We start from the raw sequence: 18,175 nt of genomic DNA on the forward strand, positions 1-18,175 counted from the left end.
CACGAAATCGCCTTTCCTGTTTGCTATGTTCACCGCACTAGCGCTCTTCCTGCCTGGAACACTTGTGACACCCGCCTCGGCGCAGACCGACAACGAAGCACCACTATCCCAGGAGAACGGTCATTCTATCGAATCCCCCCTCGCAAGCTCCGAAAGTAATGGCGAAAACGAACATATCCAGTCAGTCACCGCGAACGTTCTAGAGCTCACTAGATCCGATTCTGGACTCACAAAGATAACAGTCGAAGTCAACAACAACAGCGATCGCAATCTACACGACAACCGATTCTCAAACCCTATATACGACTACCGTGAACCAATTTTCAGTGGCATAACACTTGCAGACCACAACATCCAGACCAGGTTTCACCCACTGATGGACAAGGAGAACTTTTGCCTTTGCTCTGGATACGTCCCGCGACTTCCGTACACGCCATATGTGAAACCGGAAGAATCTGTCGACTACTGGGCTATGTACAGCATCCCTGAAGACGTGAAAAACGTCGATGTAGAAATCCCCGGGTTCGATCCTATTGAGGACGTTCCTGTCGAGTGAATGTCTTCTGACGTGAGGAGGGTCGTCCCGGTGTCGGTAGTGAAGAAGGTGCTGCCCCGACTGCACGGGCATGGGAGTGAGCGCGGGGCCTCGATCCTGGAGAGTGCGGCGTTGGTGTCGATCGCCGCCGTCATCGTGATCGGCCTTTCGACGACCTCGATCGGCGACATCCTCCACGACGCCACCCGCAAATACGTCTGCCGCGTCGAAGGCCCCGATTGCGGGGACGAGACCTGGGTCGAAAAGGAACGCCCGGAGAAGCCCGAAGAGTACACCTGGACCCTGGCCAGCGCCTGGGACGGTGAGATCCGCGGTGAGGGCAGCGCGAAGGTCGCGGTCGAGTTCGCTCTCGCCCAGCGCGGAAAACCCTACGATTGGGGCGCATCCGGGCGGCGGGCCTACGACTGCTCGTCGCTGATGCAGGAAGCCTGGCGTGAGGCCGGCGTGTCGATCCCGCGGACGACGTGGGACCAGATCGACGCCCTGCAGCAGGTTCCCAAGAGCGATCTAAAGCCCGGGGACCTCATCTTCTTCCACACCATGGCGAACTATCCCCCGCCGAGCCACGTCGGCATGTACATCGGCAATGGTCAGATGGTGCATGCCGGAGATCCCGTGAACGTCACCCAGGTCCTCGGCAACCCCCGCTGGGAGTCCATCTGGGTCGGCCAGGGGCGCGTCCCGCAGGGCTGATCCCGGCCTGCTTCCCGGCTGATCCCGGCCGCCCACCCACACGGCTGGCACTGACCCCACGGCCACACTTCCGTATCTCGTCCTATCCCACCCTGTCTTTCCTTGCCCCCATCCGCACGCATCCGGGTGCCGCCCCGCCGACTCCGTGCCGCCGTGCACATTCCCGTCGCATGGATGACGCCGCCCCGCCCCGGCTCTCGCTTCTTCTCCGCGTTCCGCGCCCCTTGTTGCGAGGCCGACCATGGCTGCCCGTGCCTTCTCCATCCCCCTGCGCCCGCCCTCTCGGCACCCACTCCCCCGCCGACTTCTCCGCCCACTGAACGCTGCCGCCGACGATCACGGCGCGGCCGCCCTCGACTACGCGGCAGTCGTCCTCCTTGCCTGCGCACTGGGCACAGCCCTCTTCGGCACCTCCGACTACGGCCAGCGGATCCTCGCTGAGATCCGGCGCGCCGTATGCGCCGCCCTCGACCTCGGCGACTGCGCGGACCGTCCCGGCGACGCCGACCGCTTCCTGCCGGAGCCCTGCACGACCGACGCCCAGCAGATCAGCTCATCGGTCGGCGTCTCGGTCGCGGCACGCCAGAACGGGCAGGTGCGCATCGCCGAACGTGTCGACTCCGACGGCACGGCCGAGGTCGCGCTGACCCACCGACTGCACGGCACCGCCGATGCGCCCAGTCCGCTGCGCTGGGGCGCCGATCTGGGCCCGCTCGCCGAGGCCGACGCCGGGCTGGCCGCGGGCGTGCACGGCGGCGCGTCTACCACGCATGTCTGGGAGTTCTCCACCGAACGCGAGGCCGCCCGCTTCCGCGAGCGCGTGGCCCGCGCCGAGCACCTGGAGAGCATCGGCTCCGACAGCGGGGCGTTCGACGCCATCGGATCCCGGATCGTCGGCTTCGCCGCCGACCGTCTCGGCTCCGACGCCGTCACCCTGCCTCCGCCCGATCGACGCGAAGTGTCGGTGAAAGCAGGCCTGCACCTGGCCGGCGATGCGGGCGCGTCGCTCGGTGTGCGCAGCCGGAACCGTTCCGCCGACGGCACGCCACGCACACCTGCGGGGGAATCGCCCGCTCGTCCCGGCGGTCCGCGCCGGCCCGGCACCGGTTTGTCTCCAGGCTCCGACTCCGGCTCCCAGGCGCCGGGTACCGACGAAGCAGTGAGGAGCGGTCTCGACCTGCTGCACCTGGTCTCGGCCGGCGCCGAGGGCGACGCCGTGCTCACCGAGTCACGCGACGGGCGGAGCGGCACCGTGTCACGGACCGTGGGCTACGAGTTCGCCGAAGCTGGGGAGGTCGGCCCGCTGGTGCCCGACTCGGTACTGAGCCCCGAGGACGCGCGCGACCGCCTCACCGGCGCCTCCCTGACGACCACTCGCGACAGCGACACCGGGGAACTCGTTGAGGTCGCGATCGAGACGGTGAACGCCGACGGCGACAGCGGGCACGTCGTCGGCACGGCCCGCCTGGAGGTGACCGACGCGAACCGGGCGGCGGTCCGCCGCCGACTCGACGGCAGAGAACCGCTGCTGGCGCTGACGTTCCTGTCCACCACCGCCCGCCCCAAGGACGTGACCTCGGCGAAGGCCGAGAGCAGCGACAGCGTCGACGAGTTCGACCGGCTGCTGTACAGCGAAGGCACCTACAGCTCCGTCCGCTATGCCACCGATTCCCGCGGCCGGGAGTTCAGCGCCGACGCCACGCTGAGCGGCCTGTCGTTCGGCGGCGCCACGGGATGGGAGTCGGCCACGCGCACGGCAATAGGCGCGCGCTACCTGGGCGGTCCCGGACCGGCCGGACGCCGCGAACTCATCGCCTTCGAGGAGTGCACCGGATGACACCCGGCACCGACCGCCTCCCGTCGCGCAGATCCCGCATCCCGACGTAAAAGAACGGACCCGCGATCATGATCCTCCTCCGCGCTTGGGCGGCCGGGGCCGGCGCTTGGCTGGCCTGGGCGGTTGCCAGCGCCCTGCTGCACCTGTGGCTGCTGCCGCTCGGCGCTCTCGAAACCTGGCACCTGCGGCTGCCGTGGCTCGCCCTCACCACGCTGATCGGCTACACCCTGGCGACGCTCGCCGCCGGTCTGGTCCACCCGCGCACCGGCCGTGGCCGCCGCCTCGCCGCCGTACTGGCGCTGCCGATCCTCGGCGCGGCAGTGGAGACGACCACCCTCGCCCGCAACGGCCTCGACGTCCCGGCGCTGCTGACCGTCCTGGCCGCCCTCGGCTCGGGCACGTTCGCAGGCCACCGACTGACACGCGCGGGCAATTGGAAACCATTCCGGCGCCCGATGCCCCCGCTCCCGGTGCCCCCACCTCCGGGCACCGACCGGCCGTGACTCCCGGGGCAGGAACGCCGTGGGCTCATCCGCTTCACTTGTCTGCGGGGGCACCGCCGACCGCAGTAGCCGTCCGTCCTCGTACTCGACGACCACAGGTCGGCGCCGTCCCACAGACTCGGCGGGGCTTCCAGAGCCCGGGCAAAGGACACCGCCCCTCCTCACCGCCATCCTCGTGATCGCCGCGGGTCCCGCTCCCAGCTCCGCCTACTCCGTGCGCCCTTACGCCTACGCCCCTACGCCCCCGCACCGAAACCCACCGCCGCACTTGACCTTGAAGCCGACTCGAAGGTCTACCGTCACAAGCGTGGACACCATGCGGATTTCGCAACTGGCCGAGCGCACCGGCGTCGCGGCCTCGACGCTGCGCTACTACGACGACCAGGGGCTGCTGCCCGCCCGGCGCACCCGCGCGGGGTACCGCTTGTACGACACCGCCGACCTCGACCGCCTTCAGCTGATCCGCACCGCCAAGCGGCTCGGGCTGCCGCTGGAGGAGATCGGCGAACTCCTCGACGTCTGGTCGAGGGGCGCCTGCACGCAGGTCAAACAGTCCCTGCGCCCGCGTCTCGCGGCGCGGCTCGCCGCCGCGCAGGGCCGCGCCGCCGAGCTGGCCGCCTTCGTCGACACGCTGCGCGGGGCGCTCACGCACCTCGACGCGCTACCGGATGATCCCGAGCCCTGCGGTCCCGAGTGCGAGCTGCTCGACCTGACGGACGTCCTCGCCCGGGCCGCGCCACCGGAGTCCGCCAGGGACGCGAGCGCACCGGCCGTCGCGTGCTCATTGCAGCCCGAGGACGCCGGCGACCGCATCGACCGGTGGCGCGCCGTATTGGCCGGTGCCCACCGCGAAGAGATCGCGGACGGCCTGCGCGCGGTGGTCCCGGCGGACCGCGCCGCCGAGGTCGCCGAGCTGGCCGCCGCCGAACAGAGCTGCTGCCCGTTCTTCTCGTTCGCGCTGCACTTCGCCCACGCGTCGATCAGCCTGGAGGTCCGGGCGCCGGCGCACGCAAAGCCGATGCTCGACGAGGTCTTCAGCTCCGCCGACTCCGGCACTCACTCCGACTCCGACCCTGACTCCGATGACAGGGCGGCCCGGATCGGCGCCTGCTAAGTCCTCGGCGGCGAGATCGTTCTGCAGGCACACTCGGTGTCGAAAGTGTCCGCAGGGACACGCTCGGACATCGGAGGGCCCCGGCGCGGTCCGAGACCTCAGTCCGCGCGGTCCAGCATGGCGCCGAGTCGCCGCTGGATCTCCAGCGCGGTCTCGCGGACGCGCCCCAGCCAGAACACGCGGTCTTCGGTGGCCGCTACGAGTTCCTCCACCAGCTCCTGCAGCTCGGCGCGCTCGGCCCGGGTCAGTTCGAACCCGTCCCGCTGCCGGGGGATCACGGACTCCGCATCGTTCGCGCTCATCGGCCCACCCCCGCGAACACACTTGCGGTGACGAAGTCGAACTCTTCGTGCCAGTCGGGGACGCCGATGCGGATGTGTGCCAGCGCGGACGCGGCGTAAGGCCGCACCCGGGAGGCGGCCCAAGACCGCGCGGCCGGGGTGCCACCAGCGACGGCGGACAGCGCGGGCGGCGGCACATATGCCCGCACCCGCGCGGTCACCCGCCGCACCGCCGAGGTGGATGGAGGAACGAGCACGCACATGCGCGCAGCGCCGACGCGCCGCAGCACACGCTCGATAAGGTCGGTCATGTCATCAGCTCCTGTGTAGCTGGTGGCCATGCCCTCGGGCCGTTGCCGCGGTCGCGAGGGCCTACTTCTGTCTGACGCTACATCAACCTTGACACAGCAAGCTATGCGTTGTCCCGGTGCTCTTAGGCAAACCCTAGCCATCTAAAGTGATTCCATGTCACGGCTTCCCCAGGGCTACGGTCCTGACAGCGAAATCGACCATGAAGCACCGGATCCCGTGTATCTCCAACTGTGCGCGATCCTGGTGGCCAGGATCGAAATCGGTCGGTATCCGCCCCAGCGGGTAGTGCCAGGCATCGAGCGCTTGGTACAGGAGTTCGGAGTCGCTCGCGGCACCGCCCGCAAGTCTCTGACGCTACTCGCGGAGCTGGGCTACCTGCGCATCGTGAACGGCAAGGGCGCCTACGTCACGGACCACGGCTGATCCACCGAGCGCACGCCGGGCTTCGAAGCCGGACCGCCCCCGGCACTCCCCCCAGCACCCTCCCCCACCCGTTGATCTTGTACCTACCGCAGCGGGTAAGCGCATTCCGTGTCCGTAGGTACAAGATCAACGCTGCTGTTCCGGTGACCACTCCCCTCTCCGGTCTCCTACTCTGGCCCTATGTCCCCCAAGAAGCGCAGCAACAAGGGAAAGCGCGGCGGTGCCCAGGTGAGCGGGAACCCGCAGAAGCGCGCGGAGCAGGCGGCAGAACGCGAAGCCCGCCCGCCGGTGTTCGACGGGGGCGACGAGCCGGCTCCGCCGATGCCCGACTGGGGCCTCGGCGTGGACTGGGCGTCGGGATCGGCCGACGCCCCGCCGACCCTCGGCCAAGCCCCCGTGGAGCCCCCGCACCCCGGGTGGGCGGAGTCCCACCACCGCGTGCTCGAACGCGCCCACGAGGCGGAGATCCCCGGCAGCCCACTGGCCCTCGACACCCTCACCTGCGAACTCGTCGGCCGCGCCTACGTGGAGGGTCTGAAGGAGGCCGACCGCGAGTTCGACCTCCTCATCGAGTCCGAAGAGGCGAAGGAAATCGACGAGTCCGAGCTGTTCGAGCGGGCCGAGCAGCTCAGCGGGTACGACTCCGACCCCGTCGGATGGCTGGACCTGCTGGCCGAGTCCGCCGCACGCGAGATCACGGACGCGGCGAAGACGCCCCGCTGGGAAAGCCCCTGGATGCTGCTCCGCGGCATGATGGCCTGGGTCCCCTACGTCCCCGACTCCGAGAGCGGCAGCCCGCTCGAAGCCGCCTCCATGGCACTGATGGAGGCGGGCCAGCGGCTCCTCGACGACGGGGCGCTGCCCCGCCTGCCCGACCCGCTCCAGGATCTCCGGCCGCAGCCCACCGCCTGGCCGCTGGTCCTGCACGACGCCTACGGCAGCCGGGCCGCACTGATGGCGCCCTTCGCCTACGGCGACGAACGGCACGACCCGCACTGGTACTGCTGGGACATCGACCGGTGCGCCGGTGAGCTCGTGCTCAGCGCCGGGGTGTTCGGGTCCGCGGAGGAGGCGGCGGCCCAGTGGCGCACCGCCGTCGGCGACAGCGCTCCCGCCGACGCCGCGCCGCAGCGGTGCTCCGGCCAAGAGGCGGCCGACCTCTTGGAGATCGCGATGGACACCCATCTGCTCGCCGGGATGCGGATCGGCAACGAGGACGACGGACTCGTCGTCGAGCAGTTCCGCTCGGCCGCCCGCGCCGAGGAGGTGTCCATCAGCTTCGAAGACCGGCTGCCACTGCCCCAGGCGGGACCGGAGTCCGAATCCCACCACGGCGCCGAGGACTTCCGCGCGTGGTACACCGACCGCCACGGGACCGCTCCCGAGGCCGGCGCCGTCACGACGCTCGCCGAGGTCTGGGGGCCGGAAGGCGGGCCGGTCTCCCTGCGGTACGCCTGCTCCCCGCACCGGATCCGCAGCGCGGCGATGGTTCTCGGCGACTCCGACGATCCCGCCGAGGCTCAGCGCGTGCTCGGGCTGCTGCCCGACTGGGTGGAGTGGTGCCTGGACCACTCCGGCCTGACGGGCGAAGCGGCCGAGGCGGCCCGCACGCTCGCGCGCCGGATCGCCGACGAGGCGGGGCGGGACGCGTTCGATCCGCAGGCGCTGTTCGACCTCCCCTTCCGTCCCAAGGAGCTGTAGCCCGGCGCCCCGGCATTGACCGGGGCGGCGCCCTCAGCGGACGAGAATGACCTGCGGGAAGCGCCGGGACGGGGCAGTGCAGAGGGCTCCCGCGGGCCCTCTGCGCTGCGGTGCCACCGGATGCTCCCGGCACCTTCCCGGCCATCCCGCAGGTGGGCTGGTCATCCCGGCGGGAAAGCCGTCCGCGTGCCGACCGCGTGGATGTTCCTTCGCGTCCGCCGTCCGCCGTGTGTCTTCCGCGTGTCTTCCGCCGTGCAACTACCGTTCCCGGACGGCGTAGGTCAGGTGCGTCACCCTCGGGGAGGGCTCTGCGCGGACCGGCTCCAAGGCCACGCGGCCCGCGTCCACGCCCTCGAACAGGCGTATTCCGGAGCCGAACAGCACGGGCGATAGCGCGATCGAGAACTCGTCGATCAAGCCGGCGTTCACGTATTCCAGGATCGTCGCGCCGCCGCCCGCGATGCGGACGTCGCGGTCGCCCGCGGCCTCGCGGGCTTGGTCGAGCGCGGCCTCGATGCCGTCGTTGACGAAGTGGAAGGTGGTCCCGCCCGGCCGTTCCCAGGGAGCACGCTTCTCGTGCGTCACGACGAAGACCGGTGTGTGGAACGGCGCCTCCTCGGGCCATGCTCGCTCGCCGGCGTCGAACATGCGCTTGCCCATGACGCTCGCGCCGGTGCGCTCGAACGTCTCCCGCACGATCTCGTTGTCGCGCCCTTCCTCACCGCCCTCGCCGAGCTTCAGGTTCTCCCTGAAGAACCGCTGCGGGAAGATCCACTGCTGCAGTTCCATCCACTGCCGCCCCATCAAGTCATCGAGGGACTCGGGCGCGATGAAACCGTCCAGCGACATCGAAACGCTGAAGAACACCGTGCCGGCCATCAGCCCTCCGCTCCTTGCTGAGTGATCTCGACGTAGGCAGCCAGGTTGCCCAGGGTCTGCCGACCGCCCTCGATCGCGTGGTACTTCTCGACCGCCTCGTCGCGCAGTTCCTTGGTCGGGAAGACCGTGCGCATCCGGATCCGGGTCGCCGCACCGTCGGGCTCGAACGTCAGGACCGACTCGAAGGCGTTCGGGTCGCCGCGGGACTCACCGTGGAGCAGCGCGATCCGCTCCGGCGGGGCGATCTCGGTCCAGGAGATCCACTCGGTGTAGTCCGTCCCGTCCGGTCCGTGCATGACGAAGTTCCACTCCCCGCCGACGCGGAACTCGAACGACTGCGTGGTGGTGGTGAACCCCTCCGGTCCCCACCACTGCGATAGGTGCCGGACCTCGGTGAACGCCTCGAACACCAACTCCCGCGGGGCGTCGATGACCCGGGAGATGAAGACCTCGCGGTCGGCCGACGCGGACTGCGCCGAAGCTCCTCGTTCTGTCGCGCTCATCAGCTACTCCTCCGGCTTTTCCTGCTTCAGGTCCTGCACGTATGCGTCCAGCCGGTCCAAGCTCTCGCTCCAGAACCGCTCGAACCCGCCGGTCCACTCGTGGACCGGCCGCAGCCCGCGGGCGTCGAGACCGTACAGGCGCCGCTTGCCCGCCTTGCGGTCCCGCACCAGCCCGACCTCCCGGAGCACCCGCAGGTGCTTGGACGCGCGCGGCTGGTCGATCCCCAGCTCCCGCGCCAGCTCGGTCACCGGCCGCTCACCCGCCCGCAGCAGCACCAGGATCTCCCGGCGTCGCGGCTCGGCGATCGCGTTGAAGACGTCCGACGTCGTCGCTGCTCGTGCCATGTGCGTCATCATATGCTCATATCGGCATGCGTCAACGGAAGAAGCAGGCGGGTCGTGCCGGATGCTGGTCCTGGCCCGTGTCACCTGGCTCGACTCGCCGGCGCGCACCTCGTCAGGCGACCTGGGCCGGCGCGCCGCGCAGGTCAGGCGGGAGTGGGCCTTCGGCTCAGGGCGTGGGGCCGGCCCTTCTCCGTGCCGTGCGGTAACGCATCGCGATGCGCACGAAGCGCGTGATGGACGAGCCGGTCGCGTCCTCGACGAACCCGGTGACCGCGAGCACGGCGACGCCGATGGTCGGATGGGCATCGATGGACTCGTGCCTGTGGTGGGAGATCGGCCGGGCGCGCAGGTCGTGCTCGGACAGCCGGAATGCTCTCCCCGATGCGCCAGGGCCGGCGGTGGGCACCGATCACACACTCGGACGCAGGAGTGCGGACGTCGGCGGCGCCTCGCCGATGATGAACGACAGCCCGGCGTCCTCGATGCCTTCACGATTGGCCGCGGAGATCGTCCCGGCAGGCGACCACGGTGACCTCGGACGCGTCGGCGGCTTGGGACCCGCGACCCCGCTGCGAGCGCGCGTCAGCTCCCCTGCTCGCTCGGCTCGGTGCGGTCCCAGTAGGTGCGGGGGACGCGGACGCGCTTGCCCGTGGCCGACTCCACCACGGTCGGGGCCTGCAGGCGGCGCATCAGGCCGAAGGCGATGACGGCGCCGGCCAGGGCCACGGCCGTCCAGCTCGCATACAGCGCCCAGTTCATGCCGGAGCCCGTGAGCAGCCGTCCCGTGTCCACGGCAGTGCCGACCACCGGTGCCGCCAGGACCGCGACCGCGTTGCGACCGAGGCTGTGGCGGTCGGGAGAGCGGTGGGCCAGGGCCGCGGCGACGACCGACAGGAAGTAGGCGGCGAACCCGATGCCGCCCAGCCACAGCAGCGCCCCGGTGAAGTCGCGGACGTGCTCGGCGGGAGCCAGCAGCTGGAAGGCGAGCGCTCCGACGTTGGTCAGCATGAACCACACGACGGCGCCGATGACCCACGCCCGGATGAACTCCACCATCGCCTCTCCGCAGATTGAGTCGGAAACGCACGCAGCGGCCGACTGCCGACCCGCCGCTCCCCCGCCGATGCCGCCACCGGCGGGGCCCGGCCAGCCGGCGCCGACCTGCCGGTCCCGCCGGCGCACCGCCGTGATCACCCACCGGCGTCGTGTGGACGCGCGGTGCGGCCGCCCCGAGTCTAGACCCCGTCCCGCCGAGATCGGCAGTCTCCTCGGCCCCTGAGTGCCCTGCTCTCCCTACGGCGCGCTCGCCGCCCCGCTCCCCCGCCGCCGCGACGCTTCGCCTCCCGGCCCCGCACACAGCGCCGCCCCCGCCCAGCGAACTGGGCGGGGGCGGCGCTCGGGCCTGCGGACCGGTCGGTGTCCGCCTGCCCCGCTATCGGGCCGCGCGGCCGCGCGGCCTACTTCAGGTAGCCGATGTCCTCGTAGTCGGGGCTGGCCAGTCCGTAGGCACCCCAGTTGGCGATCTGGTTGTTCACCGCCTTGTGGCCGGGGCGCTGGAACAGCGGCACCGCCATTCCCTCCTCCCACAGCAGCCGGTCGATCTCGTTGGCCTTGGCGGCGTATTCCTCGTCGTCCTGGATCTTGGAGAGCTCGTCGAAGCCCTCGTTGATCTCGTCGGTGCTGTGGTTGTTGTTGTTATTGCCCCACTTGGGGTCGCCGTTTTCGTCCTCACCGACAGGACCGACGAAGTTCTCCGCGGAGTCCCCGGCGTAGGGGTTGGTGGCGATGTAGGAGAACGTGGTGGCGTCGTAGTTGCCCGGCACGATGTAGTCGGTGAAGTAGACGTTGGTCGGGACGGTGTCGACCTGGACACCGACGCCGATCTCCTCCAGCTGGGCCTTGGCGATCTCGGCCTCGTCGGCGCTGTTCTGGATGTCGGCGGGGAGCACCCACTTCAGCTGCAGCTTCTCGCCGTCCTTGGTGCGCACCTCGTCCTCGGAGTCCCGGGTCCAACCGGCCTCGTCCAGCAGCTCGCCGGCCTTCTCGGGGTCGAACTCGCCGTAGCCCTCGCCGTTGTACTGAAAGCCGGTCTGGCTGGAGATGATCAGCCGGTTGGCCGTGGGGTCGGTGGGCCAGTCGATGCCGTCGAGCGTCGCCGCGGCCATCTTGTCGCGGTCGATGGCGTGCACGATGGCGTTGCGCACCTTGACGTCCGCGGTCGGCCGGTCCTCGCCGCCGTTGAGGGTCAGGTGGCGGTAGGAGTTCTCCACGGCCTCGGCCAGCCGGACCCCCTCGACGTCCTTGAGCTGGTCGTAGGCGGCGGCGTCGTAGCTGAGGTCGTAGGCGTCGAGCTCACCGTTGGCCATGACCTTGCCGAGGGCGTCCTGGCCGTAGGAGCGGAAGACGAAGGTCTCCAGCTTCGCGGTGTCGCCCCACCAGTCCGGGTTGCGCGTGAAGGTGACGCTCTCGGAGGTCTTGTCGAACTCCGCGTCGCCGAACGGGCCCGCCGTGACGGGGATCTGCTCCTGGTAGCCCTCGTTGAACTTCTTCGGATCCTCCATGTACTCGGCGGGGTAGAGGATGTCGAAGAGGCGGGGCCACTCGGAGAAGGGCGTGTCGAATTGGAGGATCGCCTCGAACTTGTCCTCGCCCTTCTCGACGTCGCCGATCCGCTCGTAGCCGGTGGTGTCGCCGACGTCGAACTTGTTGGCGTTGTCGCGGTGCCCTCCGGCGGTCTCGGCCTGGGCCTGGTAGTCCTTCCAGGTGATCGGCTCGCCGTTGGACCACACGGCGTCGGGGTTCAGCTCCAGGGTGACAGTGGAGCCGTCGTCGCTGGCCTCGCTGGAGAGGACGTAGTCCTCGTCCGGGTGCGGCTGGCCCTTCTCGTCGTAGTTGTGGGCGCGGGGCATGACCGCGTTGAGGATGCGCGTCGCGTTCATCTCGTTGCCCTGCGTGTGGTTCGCCTGGTACTGGGAGGGGTAGCTGTTCAGCCCCCAGACGAACTGCCCGCCGTCCTTCAGCTCCGAGCGGTCCTTCTCGTTGATGTCGATGGCCGGGATGTCGGCGAGCGTTTCCTCGTTCTGATCGTCCTCGCCGCCACCGCCGCAGGCGCTGGCCGCCAGGACCAGGGCTGCAAGCGAGGCGCCGACCTTGGCGGCGCGCTTTATTCGCACGGGGTTCTCCTCACTGGTCTGTTCTCGGGGGGATCCGGTGGGTGGGTGCACGGACGGTCAAGACGACGCCTCCGTGTCCGCGTAGTGGCAGGCGGCGGCCTGGTCGGCCGCCCCCTCGACCCGGTGCCGCAGCTCCGGCTCGCGCTCCCGGCAGGTGGAGCGGTCCTCCTCGCTGAGGACCGCGAACTTCTGGCACCGGGTACGGAAGCGGCATCCGGACGGCGGGTCCGCCGGGTTGGGCAGATCGCCCTGGAGCACGACGTGCTCGCGCCGCCGCTCCTTCTCCGGGTCCGGCAGTGGGATGGCCGAGAGCAGCGCCTTGGTGTAAGGGTGCGTGGGCCGCCGGTAGATCGACTGCACGTCGCCGATCTCCACGATCTTGCCGAGGTACATCACCGCCACGCGGTCGGCGATGTGGCGCACCACCGACAGGTCGTGCGCCACGAACAGGTAGGAGAGCCCCAGCCGTGCCTTGAGCTCCTCCAGCAGGTTGATCACCCCGGCCTGGATGGACACGTCCAGCGCGGAGACCGGCTCGTCCAGCACGAGGAGCTTGGGCTCCAGCGCCAGCGCGCGGGCGATGCCGATGCGCTGCCGCTGGCCGCCGGAGAACTCCGCGGGCGAACGGGTGACCGCCGAGCGGTCCAGCCCGACCAGCTCCATCAGCTCCAGCACGCGGGAGCGCACCCGCTCCTTGGAGTAGCCGTGGGTGTGCAGCGGCTCGGCGATGATCTCGAAGACCCGCATGCGCGGGTCCAGCGAACTCATGGGGTCCTGGAAGACGACCTGGACGTCGCCCCGCACCTGCATGCGCTCGCGGTTGGACATCCGGCCCGAGCGCTTGCCCAGCACCTCCACGGTGCCCTGCTGCGGTTGGTCCAGGCTGAGGATCTCCATCAGGGTGCTGGACTTGCCGCACCCGGACTCCCCCACCAGCGCCAGCGTCTCGCCTTCGCGGACGTCGAAGGTCAGCCCGTCCACGGCGTAGACCGTGCCCACCCGGCGCTTGAACAGCGCGCCCCGCATCAGGGGGTGGTGCTTGGCCAGGTCGTCGACGCGCAGGACGGTCTCGCGGTCGGCGCGCGGAACCTGCGACACCGGGTTCCGCTCGATCTCGCTGACCGGGTAGACGTCTCGGGCGGTCCACGCGTTGGCCTCGATCTCGCCGGCGCGGATGCACGCCGCGCGGTGGCCTGCGCCGCCGACCCGCTCCAGCGGCGGCTCGGCGGCGTCGCACTCGGGGACCGCGATGGGGCAGCGCGGCGCGAACGGGCAGCCGGGCGGCATGTCGGTGAGGCTGGGCGGGTTCCCCTTGATCGGGATCAGGGGCGTCTTCTCGTCCTGGTCAAGACGCGGTACCGACCCGAGCAGGCCCATGGTGTAGGGCATGCGGGTGTTGTAGTAGACGTCGTCGACGGCGCCGGTCTCCACCAGCCGGCCCGCGTACATGACCTGCACACGGTCCACAAGGCCCGCGACCACCCCCAGGTCGTGGGTGATCATGACGATGGCGGCGCCGGTCTCGCGCTGGGCCGTCTTGAGCACTTCGAGGATCTGGGCCTGGATGGTGACGTCGAGCGCGGTGGTGGGCTCGTCGCAGATGATGACGTCGGGGTCGTTGGCGATGGCGATGGCGATCATGACGCGCTGGCGCATGCCACCGGAGAACTCGTGCGGGAAGGACCGCCGGCGGCGCTCGGCGTCGGGGATGCCCACCAGGGTGAGCAGTTCGACGGCGCGCTTCTGGGCCGCCTCGCGGGAGGTCTGGGGGTTGTGCACCTGCACCGCCTCGGCGACCTGGTCGCCCACGGTGTAGACGGGCGTCAGCCCCGACAGCGGGTCCTGGAAGACCATGGAGACGGCCCGGCCGCGCTTCTTGGCCATGGTGCGGTCGTCGAGGCCGAGCAGCTCCTCGCCGTGCAGGCGGATGGAGCCCGAGACCCGCGCGTAGTCGGGCAGCAGCCCGATCGCGGCCAGGGAGGAGACCGACTTGCCCGACCCGGACTCGCCGACGATGCCCAGGATCTCGCCGCGGCGGACTTCGTAGCTGACGCCGCGGACCGCGGTGACGTCGGCATTGCCCCGCCCGCCGGGGAAGGAGACCTCGAGGTCGCTGACTTCGAAGACCGCCGGCTCGGCGCGGTCGGGCCCGGGGCCCGCACCGGTCTGCTCCTGCTCGGCGGCGGTGCCGCTGGTTGCGGTCATTGCGGTTAGAATCCCCCTCTTAGGTCCTGCTCTTGGAGTGCGGGTCCAGGGCGTCGCGCAGCCCGTCGCCGACGAGGTTGACGGCGAGCACGAGCACGATGAGCAGCCCGGTGCAGAACCAGAACGTCCACGGGAAGGCCAGGGCCTGGCGCGCCCCCTCGGCGATCAGCGAGCCGAGGGTGACGTCCGGCGGCTGGATGCCGAATCCGAAGTAGGACAGCGCGGTCTCCAGGATGATGGCGGAGCTGACGTTGATGGTGGCGTCCACGATCAGCAGCGAGGACATGTTCGGCAGGATGTGGCGCAGGATGATCCGAGCGTGGCTGACGCCCATGTAGCGCGCCGCCAGTACGTACTCGCGCTCCTTGAGGGAGATGGTCATGCCGCGCACCATCTTGGCGGTGACCATCCACATCAGGCAGGCAAGCAGGACGACGAACACCAGCCAGCCGCTGTCGCGCAGCAGCGGGTAGAGGATGGCCAGGATCAGAAACTGCGGCAGGACCAGGAAGAGGTCGGTCACCCACATCAGGCCGCGGTCGGCCAGACCGAGGAAGTAGCCGGCGAACGCACCCACCAGCGCGGCGATCACCGTGGTGAACAGCGCGGCGCACAGCCCGATGAGGATGGACTTCTGCAGGCCGACCATCGTCAGGTGGAACATGTCGCGCCCGGTGCTGCCGGTGCCGAACCAGTGGTCGGCGCTGGGCGGGCTGCGGAAGGCGCCGAAGTCGCGCTCGTCGAACTCCCACGGGCTGAGCAGCGGACCGATCCAGGCCATGGCGATCAGCCCGAGGATGATCACAAGCCCGATCATCACCCGCCGGGTGGCCAGCAGCTCTTTGACCAGGGACGACCACCGGCCGGAGATCGGCGTGGCGGCCTCGGGTGCGGTCGCCTCGCGCTCGACGGACAAGCTCATGGGGTGTTCTCCAACACGGTGAGCGGGGACAGGCGGGACCGGGTCGGCGAAGTGCCGGAGAAGCGGATGCGGCTCACGGTCAGCTCACCCGCACCCGGGGGTCCAGCCATGCGTAGAGCACGTCGGACAGGAAGGACGCGGCCATGACGCAGACCGCCATGAAGAAGGTGACGGCCGCGACCGCGTTGACGTCCTGGGTGGCGATGGAGTCCACGACCCATGCGCCCATGCCGTGCCAGCCGAAGATCTTCTCGGTGAAGGTGGCGTTGGCGATCAGGATGCCGAACGTGAAGGTGAAGTAGGTGATGGTGGGGATCAGCGCGGTGCGCAGGGCGTGCTTGATCATGGCGGCGCGGCGTGTGAGGCCCTTGGCCATGGCGGTGCGCACGAAGTCCGATCCGAGCACGTCGAGCATCATGTTGCGCTGGTAGCGGCTGAACGCGGCGAACAGGGAGAGCGACAGGGCCAGGGTCGGCAGGATCGCGTGCTGGACGCGGTCGGCCAGCGTTCCCCAGAACCCGGCCTGCAGATTGGGGCTGTACTCGCCGCCGTACTCCAGTAAGCGCATGCCGCTGACGTCGTTCAGCCACACCGCCGAGACCTGCAGGATCACGGCTACGACGACGGCCGGCACCGCCAGCAGGAAGAACGCGGCGACGGTGGTGACGCGGTCGAACCTGCCGTACTGGCGCACAGCGGCGTAGGCGCCCATGGCCACGCCCAGGGTCGCGCCGATCAGGGTCCCGGCCACGATGAGTCGCAGCGAGACGCCGGCCTTGCGGGCGATGTTCTCGTTGACGCTCTGGTCCTTGATGGTGCGGCCGAAGTCGGCTGTGGCCACGCCGGTGGCCCAGGTGGCGTAGCGCTCCGCCAGCGGCGTCTCGTCGTTGAGATTGAGCTTGTTCAGCTCTTTCTCGATCGCCTGGTCGCTGGGGGGCGGCTGCATCTGCTCGAAGTGGCCCCGCGGATCGAGCGTGCTCGCTGCGATCAGGTAGGCGATGCTCGACGCCAGAAAGATCAGGACCAGGTAACTCAACAACCGCCTGATCAAGAACTTCGCCAACTGATGCCCCTACCTGTGGTCCGGACGGACGTGTCTCGGAACAACCGCGGTGAATCGTCGCGTATCCGCATGCCCGCCCGTATGCGACGTGGTCACACAGATGCAGTCGGCGCAAGAGAGGGGTGCCGGTTCGTGCCGGAGGGTCGGCTCTCGGCGGCGAACGCATCCCGCTTACATCCGATTCACGGTCAGTGATCCGAATTCACACGAGTTTGGGCTGTTTTCGGACACTGCAGGGTTACCGACGCATCAAGAAAGCACAACGGGGAGTTGCTTTCCTCCCTAGCACCGCGCTGCCCGGGAGGATAGTAACTCCCCATGAAACGCTCGGTGATGGGAATGACACAGCGGGCAATCGACGCGACCGTGCGCCGCTCGCCGGCGCATGCCGCGGTTGCCACCGCGGGCCGGGCCGGGCGACCTGCCCATACGGGCTGCCGTCGCCCGACGCGGCCCGCGGTAGCGGTTCTCGGGCCCCGCGTCCGACCGCCGACGCCTTCGCCGGCGCTCAACCGCAGCGAACGGCGAACCTGGCCACCGGGTGCGGTCTCGGCGCGCGAACGCGCAACCCGCTCAGTGCTCGCTTGAGGGTTTCCAGATGTTGACCCCCAGATCCACCGCATACCTGTCGATCTCGGCCAACTCCGCATCGGTCAGCGCCGGCGCGCGCACCGCCTCCAGGCTGTCCTCCAATTGCCCGACACTGCTGGCGCCGATCAGCGCCGAGGTCATCCGCCGATCCCGCAGCACCCAGCTGATCGCCAGCTGAGCCAGCGTCTGTCCGCGCTGCCGCGCCACGTCGTCGAGCGCGCGCACGCGCTCCAGGTTGCCCTCGGCCAGCCACTCCCGCGAGAACGAGCCGGCGCGGCTGGCGCGCGAGCCCTCGGGCACGCCCTGCAGGTAGCGGCCGGTCAGCAGTCCCTGGGCCAGCGGCGAGAACACGATGCAGCCCGCGCCCTCGCTCTCCAGGGTGTCCAGCAGGGCCTGGTCCTCGATCCAGCGGTTGACCATCGAGTACGAGGGCTGGTGGATCAGCAGCGGCACGCCCATCTGCCGCAGCAGCGCGGCGGCCTCGGCGGTGCGCTCGGCGGAGTAGGAGGAGATACCGGCATACAGCGCCCGGCCCGACTTCACGGCGGTGGCCAGCGCCCCCATCGTCTCTTCGAGCGGGGTGTGGGGGTCGAACCGGTGGCTGTAGAAGATGTCGACGTGGTCCAGGCCCATGCGCGCCAGCGACTGGTCCAGGCTGGCCAGCAGGTACTTCCGGGAGCCGCCGCCGCTGCCGTAGGGGCCGGGCCACATCTCGTAACCCGCCTTGGTGGAGATCACCAACTCGTCGCGGTAGGCGCGGAAGTCCTCGCGCAGGATCCGGCCGAAGTTCAGCTCGGCCGCACCCGGGGGCGGCCCGTAGTTGTTGGCCAGGTCGAAGTGGGTCACTCCGAGGTCGAAGGCGCGCCGCAGGATGGCGCGCTGCGTCTCCAGCGGGCGGTCGTCGCCGAAGTTCTGCCACAGGCCGAGCGAGACCTCGGGCAGGTCCAGGCCGCTGCGCCCGGTGCGCCGGTAGGGCATCCGCCCGTCGTAGCGCTCGGCTTCGGCCCTGTGGACACCGGAGCTGGGGACGTCGAGTCGGGGTATGTCGTTCTCTCGCACCATGTGCCCCATCAT

19 protein-coding genes are annotated in these 18,175 nt (G+C 69.7%); 7 read left to right on the top strand and 12 right to left on the bottom strand.

The window, feature by feature from the left end:
- The first annotated feature begins 25 nt into the window (after positions 1-25).
- The 5 genes from LP52_RS28175 (at position 26) to LP52_RS03390 (ending at position 4,703) form a co-directional block, all read left to right on the top strand.
- Positions 26-556 (top strand): hypothetical protein, encoded by a 531-nt coding sequence (locus LP52_RS28175; protein WP_238580713.1) that lies wholly within the window; start codon positions 26-28, stop codon positions 554-556.
- A 30-nt stretch (positions 557-586) separates the two neighbouring features.
- Positions 587-1,249 carry a C40 family peptidase gene (locus tag LP52_RS03375; protein ID WP_238580714.1) on the top strand — a complete coding sequence of 221 codons (663 nt, stop codon included), beginning with the start codon at positions 587-589 and terminating at the stop codon, positions 1,247-1,249.
- 241 nt (positions 1,250-1,490) lie between these two features.
- Positions 1,491-3,086: a hypothetical protein gene (locus LP52_RS03380; protein ID WP_040270662.1), complete on the top strand. Its 1,596-nt coding sequence runs from the start codon at positions 1,491-1,493 to the stop codon at positions 3,084-3,086.
- Positions 3,087-3,154: 68 nt separating this feature from the next.
- Complete coding sequence (locus LP52_RS03385; protein WP_040270663.1) at positions 3,155-3,589, top strand: hypothetical protein; 435 nt, start codon at positions 3,155-3,157, stop codon at positions 3,587-3,589.
- 316 nt (positions 3,590-3,905) lie between these two features.
- Complete coding sequence (locus LP52_RS03390; RefSeq protein WP_084722869.1) at positions 3,906-4,703, top strand: MerR family transcriptional regulator; 798 nt, start codon at positions 3,906-3,908, stop codon at positions 4,701-4,703.
- A gap of 98 nt (positions 4,704-4,801) precedes the next feature.
- Here LP52_RS03390 and LP52_RS03395 read toward each other — a convergent pair whose 3' ends face one another.
- Positions 4,802-5,005, bottom strand: a complete 204-nt coding sequence (locus tag LP52_RS03395) for a hypothetical protein (protein WP_040270665.1) — start codon at positions 5,003-5,005, stop codon at positions 4,802-4,804.
- A complete protein-coding gene (locus LP52_RS26990; RefSeq protein ID WP_040270667.1) occupies positions 5,002-5,295 on the bottom strand; it encodes a hypothetical protein in 294 nt (97 codons plus the stop codon). Before LP52_RS26990 ends, LP52_RS03395 begins: the two co-directional genes overlap by 4 nt.
- A 154-nt stretch (positions 5,296-5,449) precedes the next feature.
- Between LP52_RS26990 and LP52_RS03405 the strand changes: the two genes are divergently transcribed.
- A complete protein-coding gene (locus LP52_RS03405; RefSeq protein WP_040270669.1) occupies positions 5,450-5,719 on the top strand; it encodes a GntR family transcriptional regulator in 270 nt (89 codons plus the stop codon).
- 180 nt (positions 5,720-5,899) lie between these two features.
- Positions 5,900-7,420, top strand: coding sequence for a hypothetical protein (locus LP52_RS03410; protein WP_040270670.1), 1,521 nt, complete (start codon positions 5,900-5,902; stop codon positions 7,418-7,420).
- 258 nt (positions 7,421-7,678) lie between these two features.
- Here the strand turns inward: LP52_RS03410 and LP52_RS03415 are convergent, their stop codons facing one another.
- The 10 genes from LP52_RS03415 to mgrA all read right to left on the bottom strand — a co-directional run bounded on the left by LP52_RS03415 (position 7,679) and on the right by mgrA (position 18,163).
- Positions 7,679-8,299, bottom strand: a complete 621-nt coding sequence (locus tag LP52_RS03415) for a dihydrofolate reductase family protein (RefSeq protein ID WP_040270671.1) — start codon at positions 8,297-8,299, stop codon at positions 7,679-7,681.
- Complete coding sequence (locus LP52_RS03420; RefSeq protein ID WP_040270673.1) at positions 8,299-8,802, bottom strand: SRPBCC family protein; 504 nt, start codon at positions 8,800-8,802, stop codon at positions 8,299-8,301. Before LP52_RS03420 ends, LP52_RS03415 begins: the two co-directional genes overlap by 1 nt.
- Positions 8,803-8,805: 3 nt before the next feature.
- The gene (locus tag LP52_RS03425; RefSeq protein WP_040270925.1) at positions 8,806-9,147 is read right to left on the bottom strand and encodes an ArsR/SmtB family transcription factor; all 342 of its coding nucleotides are present in this window, start codon (positions 9,145-9,147) and stop codon (positions 8,806-8,808) included.
- Between the two features lie 166 nt (positions 9,148-9,313).
- Positions 9,314-9,553, bottom strand: a complete 240-nt coding sequence (locus tag LP52_RS03430) for a hypothetical protein (RefSeq protein WP_040270674.1) — start codon at positions 9,551-9,553, stop codon at positions 9,314-9,316.
- A 176-nt stretch (positions 9,554-9,729) separates the two neighbouring features.
- Positions 9,730-10,203, bottom strand: a complete 474-nt coding sequence (locus tag LP52_RS03435) for a hypothetical protein (RefSeq protein WP_040270675.1) — start codon at positions 10,201-10,203, stop codon at positions 9,730-9,732.
- A gap of 401 nt (positions 10,204-10,604) precedes the next feature.
- The gene (locus LP52_RS03440) at positions 10,605-12,320 is read right to left on the bottom strand and encodes an ABC transporter family substrate-binding protein (protein ID WP_052809379.1); all 1,716 of its coding nucleotides are present in this window, start codon (positions 12,318-12,320) and stop codon (positions 10,605-10,607) included.
- Positions 12,321-12,377: 57 nt separating this feature from the next.
- Positions 12,378-14,525: a dipeptide ABC transporter ATP-binding protein gene (locus LP52_RS03445; RefSeq protein WP_040270676.1), complete on the bottom strand. Its 2,148-nt coding sequence runs from the start codon at positions 14,523-14,525 to the stop codon at positions 12,378-12,380.
- A gap of 19 nt (positions 14,526-14,544) precedes the next feature.
- Positions 14,545-15,447 (bottom strand): ABC transporter permease, encoded by a 903-nt coding sequence (locus LP52_RS03450; RefSeq protein ID WP_040270677.1) that lies wholly within the window; start codon positions 15,445-15,447, stop codon positions 14,545-14,547.
- A gap of 79 nt (positions 15,448-15,526) precedes the next feature.
- Entirely contained in the window at positions 15,527-16,510 is a 984-nt protein-coding gene (locus tag LP52_RS03455; RefSeq protein WP_040270679.1) for an ABC transporter permease, read from the bottom strand.
- 573 nt (positions 16,511-17,083) lie between these two features.
- Complete coding sequence (mgrA, locus tag LP52_RS03460) at positions 17,084-18,163, bottom strand: L-glyceraldehyde 3-phosphate reductase (protein WP_040270928.1); 1,080 nt, start codon at positions 18,161-18,163, stop codon at positions 17,084-17,086.
- Between the last annotated feature and the right edge of the window lie 12 nt (positions 18,164-18,175).

It is taken from the genome of Streptomonospora alba, assembly GCF_000826685.1.
In the GTDB taxonomy this organism is placed as follows: domain Bacteria; phylum Actinomycetota; class Actinomycetes; order Streptosporangiales; family Streptosporangiaceae; genus Streptomonospora; species Streptomonospora alba.

What these genes read in the sequence shown, in the direction of transcription:
- LP52_RS03445 (WP_040270676.1), bottom strand. Translation starts at nt 14,525, where the DNA reads ATGACCGCAACCAGCGGCACCGCCGCCGAGCAGGAGCAGACCGGTGCG.
- LP52_RS03415 (WP_040270671.1), bottom strand. Translation starts at nt 8,299, where the DNA reads ATGGCCGGCACGGTGTTCTTCAGCGTTTCGATGTCGCTGGACGGTTTC.
- LP52_RS03380 (WP_040270662.1), top strand. Translation starts at nt 1,491, where the DNA reads ATGGCTGCCCGTGCCTTCTCCATCCCCCTGCGCCCGCCCTCTCGGCAC.
- LP52_RS03395 (WP_040270665.1), bottom strand. Translation starts at nt 5,005, where the DNA reads ATGAGCGCGAACGATGCGGAGTCCGTGATCCCCCGGCAGCGGGACGGG.
- LP52_RS03420 (WP_040270673.1), bottom strand. Translation starts at nt 8,802, where the DNA reads ATGAGCGCGACAGAACGAGGAGCTTCGGCGCAGTCCGCGTCGGCCGAC.
- LP52_RS03450 (WP_040270677.1), bottom strand. Translation starts at nt 15,447, where the DNA reads ATGAGCTTGTCCGTCGAGCGCGAGGCGACCGCACCCGAGGCCGCCACG.
- LP52_RS28175 (WP_238580713.1), top strand. Translation starts at nt 26, where the DNA reads ATGTTCACCGCACTAGCGCTCTTCCTGCCTGGAACACTTGTGACACCC.
- mgrA (WP_040270928.1), bottom strand. Translation starts at nt 18,163, where the DNA reads ATGGTGCGAGAGAACGACATACCCCGACTCGACGTCCCCAGCTCCGGT.
- LP52_RS03410 (WP_040270670.1), top strand. Translation starts at nt 5,900, where the DNA reads ATGTCCCCCAAGAAGCGCAGCAACAAGGGAAAGCGCGGCGGTGCCCAG.
- LP52_RS03385 (WP_040270663.1), top strand. Translation starts at nt 3,155, where the DNA reads ATGATCCTCCTCCGCGCTTGGGCGGCCGGGGCCGGCGCTTGGCTGGCC.
- LP52_RS03405 (WP_040270669.1), top strand. Translation starts at nt 5,450, where the DNA reads ATGTCACGGCTTCCCCAGGGCTACGGTCCTGACAGCGAAATCGACCAT.
- LP52_RS03390 (WP_084722869.1), top strand. Translation starts at nt 3,906, where the DNA reads ATGCGGATTTCGCAACTGGCCGAGCGCACCGGCGTCGCGGCCTCGACG.
- LP52_RS03425 (WP_040270925.1), bottom strand. Translation starts at nt 9,147, where the DNA reads ATGGCACGAGCAGCGACGACGTCGGACGTCTTCAACGCGATCGCCGAG.
- LP52_RS03435 (WP_040270675.1), bottom strand. Translation starts at nt 10,203, where the DNA reads ATGGTGGAGTTCATCCGGGCGTGGGTCATCGGCGCCGTCGTGTGGTTC.
- LP52_RS26990 (WP_040270667.1), bottom strand. Translation starts at nt 5,295, where the DNA reads ATGACCGACCTTATCGAGCGTGTGCTGCGGCGCGTCGGCGCTGCGCGC.